At 67.5% G+C, this 11,543-nt stretch carries 7 protein-coding genes; all 7 read right to left on the bottom strand.

Translation table 11 applies throughout. From position 1 onward, the window contains the following. Window positions 1-97: 97 nt before the first annotated feature. The gene (locus tag TFU_RS03075) at window positions 98-1,219 is read right to left on the bottom strand and encodes a branched-chain amino acid aminotransferase (protein ID WP_011291063.1); all 1,122 of its coding nucleotides are present in this window, start codon (window positions 1,217-1,219) and stop codon (window positions 98-100) included. A gap of 209 nt (window positions 1,220-1,428) precedes the next feature. Continuing rightward, window positions 1,429-2,493 (bottom strand): 3-isopropylmalate dehydrogenase, encoded by a 1,065-nt coding sequence (locus TFU_RS03070; protein WP_011291062.1) that lies wholly within the window; start codon window positions 2,491-2,493, stop codon window positions 1,429-1,431. A 703-nt stretch (window positions 2,494-3,196) separates the two neighbouring features. After that, window positions 3,197-4,783: a phosphoglycerate dehydrogenase gene (gene serA, locus TFU_RS03065; RefSeq protein WP_011291061.1), complete on the bottom strand. Its 1,587-nt coding sequence runs from the start codon at window positions 4,781-4,783 to the stop codon at window positions 3,197-3,199. A gap of 239 nt (window positions 4,784-5,022) precedes the next feature. Next, on the bottom strand, window positions 5,023-6,018 hold the full coding sequence (ilvC, locus tag TFU_RS03060) for a ketol-acid reductoisomerase (protein WP_011291060.1): 996 nt from the start codon (window positions 6,016-6,018) through the stop codon (window positions 5,023-5,025). A gap of 119 nt (window positions 6,019-6,137) precedes the next feature. Then, entirely contained in the window at window positions 6,138-6,662 is a 525-nt protein-coding gene (ilvN, locus tag TFU_RS03055) for an acetolactate synthase small subunit (RefSeq protein WP_011291059.1), read from the bottom strand. A gap of 13 nt (window positions 6,663-6,675) precedes the next feature. Then, window positions 6,676-8,445: an acetolactate synthase large subunit gene (locus tag TFU_RS03050; RefSeq protein WP_011291058.1), complete on the bottom strand. Its 1,770-nt coding sequence runs from the start codon at window positions 8,443-8,445 to the stop codon at window positions 6,676-6,678. A gap of 342 nt (window positions 8,446-8,787) precedes the next feature. Then, complete coding sequence (locus TFU_RS03045; protein WP_011291057.1) at window positions 8,788-11,493, bottom strand: putative bifunctional diguanylate cyclase/phosphodiesterase; 2,706 nt, start codon at window positions 11,491-11,493, stop codon at window positions 8,788-8,790. Window positions 11,494-11,543 lie beyond the last annotated feature (50 nt).

Raw genomic sequence — 11,543 nt, 5'->3', positions numbered from 1 at the left:
ATGCACCTGGGGTTTCCCGAGCGGGGGTAGCTCGGGAAACCCCAGGATCGTCACACCGGTGTGCTGGGCTTATGGCCGGTTCGCTCACCCGCGCCCATTAGCGGCCGAACTTGCGGATCCAGCCGTGGGAGTCGGGGCGGGTGCCGTACTGCAGGCCGACGAGCTCCTCCCGCAGGCGCATGGTGATGGGGCCGGGGGTGCCGTCACCGATCTGGAACTCGCCCTGCCGACTCTTCACGTGCGAGACGGGGGTAATGACGGCGGCAGTACCGCAGGCGAACACCTCGGTGAGCTCTCCACTGGCCGCGGCCTCCCGCCACTCGTCGGTAGAAATCCGCCCCTCTTCCACCGGGTAGCCGAGGTCGGGGGCGAGCTTCAGCAGCGAGTCACGGGTGATGCCGGGCAGGAGGGTGCCGGTCAGTTCAGGGGTGAGGAGGCGGGCGTTCTCTCCGGAACCGAAGACGAAGAAGAGGTTCATGCCGCCCATCTCCTCCACCCAGCGGTGTTCCACTGCGTCCAGCCAGACGACCTGGTCGCAGCCCTGTTCGACGGCTTGGGCCTGGGCCAGGAAGCTGGCCGCGTAGTTGCCGCCGAACTTGGCCGCACCGGTTCCGCCGGGCGCAGCCCGCGTGTAGTCCTCGCACAGCCACACGGTGACCGGTTTGACCCCGTTGGCGAAGTAGCCGCCGGACGGGGAAGCGATCAGCACGAACAGGTAGCTGCTGGACGGGCTGTTGACGCCCAGGCCGACGTCGGTGGAGATCATGAAGGGGCGCAGGTACAGGCTGGTGTCAGCCTGGGTGGGGACCCAGTCGCCGTCGTAGGTGAGCAGGGTGTCGATCGCCCCCAGGAACAGTTCTTCGGGAAGTTCCGGCATCGCCATGCGCTTCGCACTGGAGTTGAACCGTGCGGCGTTGGCTTCCGGCCGGAAGCAGGCGATGCTGCCGTCGGGGTGGCGGTACGCTTTGAGCCCTTCGAAGATCTCCTGGGCGTAGTGCAGGACTGAGGTGGCCGGGTCCAGCGACAGCGGCCCGTAGGGCTCGAGTCGGGCATCGTGCCAGCCGCGGTCTGCGGTGTAGCGGATGGTCACCATGTGGTCGGTGAACACTTTGCCGAACCCGGGGTTTTCCAGGATCGCCTCTCGCTCCTGCGGGGTCTTCCGCTCGGTGGAGAGTCGAATATCGAACGTCAACCCGCTTGTGGTGGTGCCGTTGCTCATGTGCTGCCGATCCTCTCGGATACGTCGGAACGGCGACGCTGCCGTCCCGAGGACTCTAGTGTGACGGAAACGACGCACCCGGAGCCAGAGCCAGACCCAAAACCGTGGACACGGCGACGGGCGCGCCATGGGCGCGCCCGTCGCATCAAGGGGTACTGGTGCTCAGCCGCGCCGCGCGTGAACAGCAGGGCATGAGCGGTGGTGTCCGCCTAGCCCTGCTCCGCTACTCGCTGAGCGATGTCGTCGCCAATCTGGGTGGTGGAGCGGACTCCACCGTTCTTAGCACGTTCCTGCAGGTCCTCGGCTACCGCCTGGTCGATTTGTGCTGCTGCGTCGGCGTAGCCCAGGTGTTCCAGCATGAGGGAGACAGACAGGATAGTCGCCGTGGGGTCAGCCTTGCCCTGTCCTGCGATGTCGGGTGCGGATCCGTGCACCGGCTCGAACATGCTGGGGAAGTCGCCCTCGGGGTTGATGTTGCCACTAGCGGCCAGGCCGATACCGCCGGCCACGGCCGCGCCGAGGTCGGTGATGATGTCGCCGAAGAGGTTGTCGGTGACCACCACGTCAAAGCGCCGCGGCTGGGTCACGAAGAACATGGTGGCTGCGTCGACGTGCAGGTAGTCGACTTCGACCTGGGGGTATTCGGCGCCGACCTCGCGGACCACGCGCTGCCACAGTTCGCCGGCGTAGGTCAGCACGTTGTCCTTGTGGACCAGGGTGAGCTTGTGACAGGGACGCTCAGCGGCTTTGGCGAAGGCGTAGCGGACGACGCGTTCCACACCGAGACGAGTGTTGACGCTGTCCTGGGTGGCGATCTCGTGGGGGGTGCCCTTGCGCAGCACGCCTCCCATGCCGGCGTAGGGGCCCTCAGTTCCCTCGCGCACGACCAGCATGTCGATGTCTTCGGGTGCGACACCGGCCAGCGGGGTGGTCACCCCCGGGTAGAGCCGGACCGGCCGCAGGTTGACGTAGTGCGAGAAGTTGAAGCGCAACCGCAGCAACAGGCCACGCTCCAGGACTCCACTGGGCACCGTGGGGTCGCCGACCGCTCCAAGGAGGATGGCGTCGTGCTGGCGCAGCTCCTCCTCGACCGCGTCCGGCAGGACCTCACCGGTGGCATGCCACCGTTGGGCACCCAACTCGTACTCGGTGGTGTCGAGGGTGAGTCCGTGCCGGGGGGCGACGGCGGAGAGGACCTTGAGCCCTTCGGCAACGACTTCGGGCCCGATGCCGTCACCGGGGATCACGGCCAGCTTCACAGTACGAGCGGACATAGGGAGCCTTGCCTGCCTTCAGTCTGATGGTGTCTTCACGGTGCGGCCGACACGCCGGGTTCCCAGCGGCGGACACGCGACCCGGTGTCTCATGAGTTGAGACGAGCGACAACAGGGATGAGACAAGAGTACCGAAGCAGGCGGGTTGTCGGTGAGGTCAGCACCCTTCCCCCAGGTGGAGGGCGCGCCGCCCAGTGGGAGTCGGCCGCGCACGGACCGGGCCCTCAGTGGCCGGTGGGGCCGCCGTTGTCCCGACGGTCCAGGGCGCGCTGCACGGCTTCGCGTGCCTCGTTGGCTTCAGCAGTCGTGGTTTCGTCCATGGTCAGTCCTCGATTCCTGATCCGGGAACCCATCGGGTTCAGGCATACGCCCCGATGGGTGAGCGTGGAGAAGCCGGACTCCCGGGCTTGAGGAGTGGGGACGGGTCCGGCGTGACAACGCCTCCGGTGGGATCACCTGACCGGTCCGCAGTGCCAACGTCCTGGGTGAGGTAGTGGCACACCGTTCGCGCCGCGGGCGGTTCTCGTGGTCCGTCGCCCAGCAGGCACGCAACGCTATCTGCTAGGAAGACAGAATATCGGACGCCCAACTAAAAGGGCGGTCCAGGGCCCGGAAAATAGCGCCATACCGGACAAAGCACCCTGATGCCCGGCATAAGAAAAGGGCCCCTCCGAAGGAGCGGGCCCTGGCACGCTGCTGCCGGTCAGTCAACCAAGTCCACGCGGCTGATCTCGGCGCCGATCTCCTTGGAGATCGTCTCGAGGGTCTCGTCGGGGATCGCCGAGTCCACGGTCAGCGCGATCAGCGCCGCACCGCCCTCCTTGTCCCGGCTGACCTGCATGCCGGCGATGTTCACCTGCGCCTGTCCGAGCAGTTGGCCGACTACGCCGACCACACCGGGACGGTCGTGGTAGGAGAAGAACGCCATGTGCTCGCTGGGCGCGATCTCCATGGTGTAGCCGTTGACCTCGACAAGCTTCTCCAACTGGCGCGGCCCGGTCAGCGTGCCCGAGACCGACACGCGCTGGCCGTCGGAGAGGATGGCCCGCACCGTGATGACGTTGCGCCAGTCGGGGCTCTCCTCCTCGGTGGTCAGGCTCACCTCGATACCGCGCTCCTTGGCTACCAGAGGCGCGTTCACGTAGGTCACAGCCTCTTCCACGATGTCCGTGAAGAGGCCCTTGAGCGCGGCCAGCTCGATCACCTTGACGTCGTGGGCGACGATCTCGCCCCGGACCTCCACCTCGACCCGGGTGATCGCACCGTCGGCGAGCGCGGCGAGGATACGGCCGAGCTTCTCCGTCAGCGGCAGCCCCGGCTTGATGTCCTCGGCCACGCCCTTGCCCTGGATGTTGACCGCGTCCGGCACGAACTCGCCGGCGAGCGCAAGCTTGACGGACCGGGCCACCTGGGTCCCGGCCTTCTCCTGCGCCTCGTGCGTGCTGGCCCCCAGGTGCGGAGCCACCACCACGTTCTCCAGCTCGAACAGCGGGCTGTCCGTGCAAGGCTCCTTGGCGAACACGTCCAGCCCAGCGCCGGCCACACGACCTTCCTTGAGCGCGTGGTAGAGGGCCGTCTCGTCCACGATCCCGCCGCGCGCAGCGTTGATGATCCGGACCGTCGGCTTGACCTTGCGCAGCTCTTCCTCGCCGATCAGGCCGATCGTGTCCTTCGTCTTGGGCAGGTGGATCGTGATGAAGTCGCTGCGCTCCAGCAGCTCGTCGAGCTCGACGAGCTCCACCCCCAGCTGCGCGGCCCGGGCAGGCTGCACGAAGGGGTCGTAGGCGATCAGCTTGGTGCCGAACGCCTGGAGCCGCTGGGCGACGAGCACGCCGATCCGTCCCAGGCCCACGATGCCGACGGTTTTGTCGTACAGTTCGACGCCGGTGTACTTGGAACGCTTCCACTCGCCGCGCACGAGGGCCGCGTGGGCAGCAGCAGTGTTGCGGGCCGTGGCCAAGAGCAGGTTGATGGCCTGTTCCGCTGCACTGATGATGTTGGAGGTGGGCGCGTTGACGACGAGCACGCCCGCCTTGGTGGCGGCCTCGACATCCACGTTGTCCAGTCCGACGCCCGCACGCGCCACAACCTTGAGGGAGGGCGCCGCGGCCAGCACCTCAGCGTCCACTTTGGTGGCGCTGCGCACGATCAGCGCGTCGACTCCGGCGAGCGCGGGAAGGAGCTGGGAACGGTCGGCGCCGTTGACGTGGCGGACTTCAAAGTCCTCTTCCAACAGCGCGATTCCTGCGGGCGAAAGTTCTTCCGCGACCAGGACGACTGGCTTGGGCACAACGAATTCCTTAGAGGGAGTGCGTGTGGGTTCGACTGCGGTCGCAGCCACGACATTGCCGGCGTCGGCTCCGGCCAGGCGCCAGAACGAGGAGAAGTCTAGCGCTGGGTGGCTCTACCGTGACAGGAATCCAGCTTAACCGACCCCCTGTCCCGGGATTGGTGTGGACCACCCCTCCACGCGAGGAGGGTCCCGGAGTGTCACACACCCGGGACCCGTGAGCGACTGCCGTAGCCGGATCAGTTCTTCAGCCAGCTCATCAGCGAGCGCAGCTCAGTGCCGACCTTCTCGATCTGCTCGCCCTGCTCGGCCTCACGCCGCTTGAGGAAGTTCGGACGGCCCTTGTCGAACTCCTCCACCAGCTCCTTGGCGTAGGTGCCGTCCTGGACCTCCTGGAGGATCTTGCGCATCTCCTCGCGGGTGGACTCGGTGATGACGCGCGGACCCCGGGTGTAGCCGCCGTACTCGGCGTTGTCCGACACCGACCAGTACATCTTGGAGATGCCGCCCTCGTACATGAGGTCGACGATGAGCTTCATCTCGTGCAGGCACTCGAAGTAGGCCACCTCAGGCTGGTAGCCCGCCTCGACCAGGGTGGCGAAGCCGGCCTTGATCAGCTCGGAAACGCCGCCGCAGAGCACGGCCTGCTCGCCGAACAGGTCGGTCTCGGTCTCTTCCTTGAAGGTGGTCTTCAGCGCACCGGCGCGGGTGCCGCCGATGGCCTTGGCGTAGGAGAGGGCCAGGTCCCAGGCCGAACCGGAGGCGTCCTTCTCCACGGCGACCAGCACGGGAACGCCGCGGCCGGCCTCGAACTGGCGGCGCACCAGGTGGCCCGGGCCCTTGGGGGCGACCATCGCCACGTCCACACCCTCCGGCGGGGTGATGAGGCCGTAGCGGATGCTGAAACCGTGCCCGAAGAACAGCGCGTCGCCCTCGTTGAGGTGCGGGGCGATCTCGTTGGCGTACAGGTCGCGGTGGATGTGGTCGGGCACCAGGATCATGATGAGGTCGGCTTCCTGGGCCGCCTCCGCCGGTGTGACGACCCGCAGGCCGTCCTCTTCGGCCTTGGCCCGGCTCTTCGAGCTCTCGGGGAGCCCGACCCGCACGTCGACGCCGGAATCCCGCAACGACAGCGCGTGCGCGTGCCCCTGGCTGCCATAGCCGATGACGGCGACGGTACGCCCCTGGATGATATTCAGGTCTGCGTCGTCGTCGTAGTACATCTGTGCTGCCACTTCGGCTTAACTCCTTGCTGAGAGATCTGTCGTCCGTACGACGCGACGGGCGGAACCGGGCCGGACGCCGCCGCGCCGGGACTTGTGGAATCCCCGGCGGGAATCCCCGGGATACAGGGTCAGGCGCTGCGCTCGACCACGCGCAGCGACCGGTCAGTGATGGACCTGGGACCGCGGCCGAGAGCCACCACTCCCGACTTCACTAGTTCCTTGATCCCGAACGGCTCCAGGTTACGGATCAGCGCTTGGAGCTTCTCCGGTTGCCCGGTGGCCTCGATGACCACCACGTCCGGGTTCACGTCGACGACGTTGGCGCGGAACAACTGGGCCGTCTCCAGCACGTGGGAACGGTTGCTCGAATCGGCTTTGACCTTGATGAGCAGCAGTTCCCGACGCACCGACGCCTCGGGGTCCATCTCGACGATTTTGATGACGTTGACCAGCTTGTTGAGCTGCTTGGTCACCTGCTCCAGGGGATGGCGGTCGCAGTTGACCACGATTGTCATGCGGGACAGCCCCTCATATTCGGTGGGTCCCACCGTGAGGGAGTGGATGTTGAAGCCGCGACGGGAGAACAGGGAGGCTACGCGAGCGAGCACTCCAGGCGTGTCCTCCACCAGGACGGACAGCGTGTGCAGACTCATTCGTCAACCTCTCCTATTCTTCCTCGTCGTCCCATTCAGGCGCCATGTCGCGCGCGTACTGGATGTCGTCGTTGCTGACTCCAGCCGGGACCATCGGCCAGACCATTGCGTCGTGGTGGACCGTGAAATCGATCACCACGGGCACGTCGTTGATGGCCATGGCTTTCTCGATGGTGGCGTCCACGTCTTCTGCGCGGTCGCAACGCAGCCCGACACAACCGTACGCCTCTGCGAGGCGGACGAAGTCCGGAATGCGCACCTTCCCGTCTTCGGGGGTGGGCGCGGTGTGCAGGTTGGTGTTGGAGTAGCGGCCGTCGTAGAACAGGGTCTGCCACTGGCGGACCATACCGAGGTTGCCGTTGTTGATCACCGCAACCTTGATCGGGATGCCTTCGATCGCGCAGGTGGCCAGCTCCTGGTTGGTCATCTGGAAGCAGCCGTCGCCGTCGATCGCCCAGATGACCCGATCGGGGTCGCCGACCTTGGCGCCGAGGGCCGCGGGGATGGCGAAGCCCATCGTTCCGGCGCCGCCCGAGTTGACGAAGGAGCCGGGACGCTGGTGGTCGATGAACTGGGCAGCCCACATCTGGTGCTGGCCCACTCCGGCGACGTAGGTGGCGTCGGGGCCGACGATCTGGCCGATGCGCTTGATCACGTACTGGGGGGCGAGCGAACCGTCCTCCGGCTCGGTGTAGCCCAGCGGGTAGGTCTCGCGCATTCGGTTGAGCTGCTCCCACCACGCGGTGTAGTCGCCCTGGCGTCCGGCGGCTTGGTCGGCACGGACCGCCACGATCAGATCCGCGATGACCTCCCGGCAGTCGCCCACGATCGGCACGTCGGCGTACCGGTTCTTGGAGATCTCGGCCGGGTCGATGTCGGCGTGCACGATGGTGGCGTGGGGGGCGAACGAGCTGAGCTTGCCGGTGACCCGGTCATCGAACCGGGCGCCCAGCGCCACGATCAGGTCGGCGCGCTGCAGGGCGCCGACCGCGGCGACGGTGCCGTGCATTCCCGGCATGCCGAGGTTCTGGGGATGGCTGCTGGGGAAGGTGCCCAGTGCCATGAGGGTGGTGACGACCGGAATCCCTGTCAGTTCAGCCAGTACACGCAGTTCTTTGGACGCACCCGATTTGAACACTCCGCCGCCGACGTAGAGCACGGGGCGTTTGGCTTCGGCGATCAGCCGTGCCGCCTCCCGCACCTGCTTACCGTGCGGTTTGGTGACGGGGCGGTAGCCGGGCAGTTCGGGCCGTTGCGGCCATTCGAAGCGGGTCTGTGCTTGCAGCGCGTCCTTGGCGATGTCCACGAGGACCGGGCCAGGACGGCCGGTGGAGGCGATGTGGAAGGCCTCGGCGATGGTGCTGGCGATCTTGGAGGGGTCCCGGACCAGGAAGTTGTGCTTGGTGATCGGCATGGTGATGCCGCAGATGTCGGCTTCCTGGAACGCGTCGGTGCCGATCGCCGGGCTGGCCACCTGCCCGGTGATCGCGACCACGGGGACCGAGTCCATGTAGGCGTCTGCAAGCGGGGTCACCAGGTTGGTCGCGCCGGGGCCACTGGTGGCGATACACACCCCTGGTCGTCCCGTGGCGTAGGCATATCCTTCGGCTGCGTGCCCGGCCCCCTGCTCGTGGCGCATGAGGATGTGGCGCACCTTGGTGGAGTCGTACAGCGGGTCGTAGGCGGGGAGGATCGCCCCCCCAGGGATTCCGAACACGACATCGACGCCGACATGCTCCAGCGCCCTGATGAGCGATTGGGCTCCGGTCATCTGCTCGGTCATCACTAGATCCTTCGGAGAGGGCGGGTAACGCGTGACTGGCAACAAAAAAACCCCCACCGCGTAGCGGTTGAGGGGAGCGCGCAGCGTCGACTCGGTCAGCGGGCTGCGCGCTGACCAAGTACGAGAATCAGAAAGTTGCTCTGCACGTCAACAACAATGACCGAGCTGAGGGTGTCACGTCAAACAGAACGCCCATTCGTCTCACAATGTGAGATACACACTCCGCTATTCGAACCGGGGGCGCCTGATGGGCACCCTCTCCCCCACACCCGTCTGACCTGGACTTTCTTGGGGTAAGCGCCGGCATTCTCCGGCCGCCGTGGACGGACTGTGCCGGGAATCTCACAGCGCGGCGGCGTTCGTTTCGCCGCCCACCAAGGCTTCCACCCCGGCAGCGTCCATCGGCCGTCCCACCAGGAACCCCTGGCCGTAGGCGCACCCCATCTCCCGCAGCCGCCGCAACTGCCACGGGTGTTCGATCCCCTCAGCGACCACCTGCACCCCCAGGTCCTGGCCCAGGCGGATGAGAGTCCGCGTCAACAGGGTCACCGTCTCATCGGCGTCCAAGTCTCGGACGAACGACGGGTCGATCTTGATCTCGTCCACGCGCAGCCGCCGCAAATGGGACAGGGACGCGTGGCCCATCCCGAAGTCGTCCACGGCCAGCCGGACCCCCAGCTCGCGCAGCTTGGTGAGGTGCTCCGCCGCGACCACCGGGTTCTCCAGCAGGACCTCCTCGTCGACCTCCACGGTCAGCGCTTCCGCGTTGAGCCCGCTCTCCGCGAGCACTTCCTCCACGCTCTGCACGAACCCCGCGGAGAGCACCTGCCGGGCCGACACGTTCACTGACAAGCCGATGTCCAACCCTGTCGTGGCGCGCCACACCGCGACCTTCTGGCAGGCCTCCCGCAGGATCCACTCGCCCAGCGGGACGATGAGCCCCGACTCCTCAGCAGGGCCGAGGAACTCCTCCGGGGGCACGAGCGACCCGTCCGCCCGCCGCCACCGCACGAGCGCCTCCACCGCGGTCACCTGGGAAGTCTCCAAGCTGACGACCGGCTGGTACTCCAGGACAAACGCGTGCTCCGCGAGCGCCTGCCGCAGCTCGGTCTGCAGTTCGAGCCGCTCCACCACCTGGGCGTGCATGTGCGCCGCGTACACCTCGACGCGGCCGCCGCCGTGCTCCTTGGCCCGCGCCATCGCCATGTCCGCGTTGCGCAGCAGCTCCGCCCCGTCGATCCCCGGCTCCGCGAACGCGACCCCCACGCTGGCGGTCACGATCACGTCGCGGTCCGCCACCGGGAAAGGCTCGCCCTCGATCACCTGGATCATCCGCTCGGCCAAGTCGACCACGCTGTCGGCCCGCGGACGGTCCTCCACCAGCGCCACGAACTCGTCGCTGCCCCACCGGGCCAGCGTGTCACCCGTGTCCAAAACTGCGCGCAGCCGGTGTCCGACCTGGGCGAGCAGGTAGTCGCCGAACGCGTGCCCCGCAGAGTCGTTGACCGCGGTGAACCCGTCCAGGTCCAGGAAAATGACGGCGACCTCCGGCTGTTCCCGGCCGCCCTCCGCTTCAGCGTGCCCGCTCAGCACCTCCCGGACCCGCTCTTCGAGGTAGGCGCGGTTCGGCAGCCCGGTCACCCCGTCGTGGAAAGTCAGGTGGTCGACCTGCTTCTGCAGCTCCACCTGGGCGCTGATGTCGCGCGTGGTCAACAGGAACCGGACCGGCTCACCGGGGCGTTCGTATACCGAGACGGTGGACGTGGTGTGCCGCCAGGTGCCGTCGGCGGCACGCACCCGGGCGCGCACCCGCGCGCTCTCCGCCCCGTTCCGCAGCTCGGCGGCGGCAGCGGCCAAGTCGGGCAGGTCCTCGGGGTGGACGAGCGACGTGACCGGCTCCGCGAGCAGCGGATCGCCGTCGCGGTACCCGAACATGGCGCCCGCCCCCGGGCTCATGTAGCAGATCCGGCAGTCCTCTTCCAGGATCACGATGATGTCGCCGCTGTGCTCCGCCAGATCGTGCAGGTGTCGCTCCCGGGTCTGCACGATTCGCGCCAAGACGGTGGTCTCGTCCATCAAGCCGACCATGCGCACCAGGAGGACGAGGACCGCGGATCCCGCGGTGAGCGGGAGCACCGGGGCGATGCCTTCCGCGCGCAGCCCGGCAATGGTGATGACCACGGCCGCCGTGCTCAACGCGGTGACCGCGGCGATCTCCGGGGCGACCCGGTAGAGGCCGCGTCCGGTGATCCGCCGGGGCGCCGTTCCCGGCTTCCGCTTCACCACTGCCGGGATCGCGCCCAGCAGCAGGAAGCCCAGCAGCCGCACCGGGTACTCGATTCCTCCCGCGACCGCCTCCCCGGACAGTCGGCCCACCGCCCCGATGAGGTCGGCAGCGCAGATGGTGACGAACGCGCCCATCGCGAGCAGCACCGCGCGCCGGGTGCTGTGCGGTGAGGTGAGGACCAGGGGCGCCAGCAGGCACACCACGGCGATGTCCGTGACCGGATAGACCAGCGCGAACGCCATGGCCCCCGCATTGCCGCCCAGCTCCTGGTAGAGCGGTTGGAAGAGCACCAGCCACACGGTGCTGAACACCGCGGCGGCGCACACGTAGCTGTCTGTGACATGCCGGACCAGGGCCCGGGGGCGTCGCGGCAGCGGCGCGAACCGCAGGAAGCCCACCGTGAACAGGGGCAGCGCCACCAGGGAGAACAGGTCGCCGAAGGTCAGTGAGAACGCGCCCGCGTTGAGGAGGCCGGTGACCCCGTAAGTGATTGACCCCGCACACCAGGCCAGGGCAGCGAACCCGAACAGCCGCAGCGCCCCGGCACTGTCCGGGACGTCGCCGTCCGCACCCTCGACGCGCATCCGGGCGCGGGCAGCGTAGAGCAGTGCAGCTGCCGCTCCTGCGGCCGCCACCGCTGTGGGCCACGTCCCCGCCCATACAGTCAAGGGCACCTCACCGACACGGACGAGGGTGCCCAACACGTAGCTCATGAACAAGCCCAGGATCGCGCTCAGCCATACCCGTGTCCCGCCCTTCATGGCGCCCTCCTCGCCTGGAGGGCTCCCTGAAGGGCGCTTCCGCTTCTGCG

It is taken from the genome of Thermobifida fusca YX (assembly GCF_000012405.1).
GTDB classification, from domain to species: domain Bacteria; phylum Actinomycetota; class Actinomycetes; order Streptosporangiales; family Streptosporangiaceae; genus Thermobifida; species Thermobifida fusca.
Note: the sequence above shows the minus strand (reverse complement) of the source record. Positions and strands in the feature narration are given on the sequence as shown.

What these genes read in the sequence shown, in the direction of transcription:
- TFU_RS03045 (WP_011291057.1), bottom strand. Translation starts at nt 11,493, where the DNA reads ATGAAGGGCGGGACACGGGTATGGCTGAGCGCGATCCTGGGCTTGTTC.
- ilvN (WP_011291059.1), bottom strand. Translation starts at nt 6,662, where the DNA reads ATGAGTCTGCACACGCTGTCCGTCCTGGTGGAGGACACGCCTGGAGTG.
- TFU_RS03075 (WP_011291063.1), bottom strand. Translation starts at nt 1,219, where the DNA reads ATGAGCAACGGCACCACCACAAGCGGGTTGACGTTCGATATTCGACTC.
- TFU_RS03050 (WP_011291058.1), bottom strand. Translation starts at nt 8,445, where the DNA reads ATGACCGAGCAGATGACCGGAGCCCAATCGCTCATCAGGGCGCTGGAG.
- TFU_RS03070 (WP_011291062.1), bottom strand. Translation starts at nt 2,493, where the DNA reads ATGTCCGCTCGTACTGTGAAGCTGGCCGTGATCCCCGGTGACGGCATC.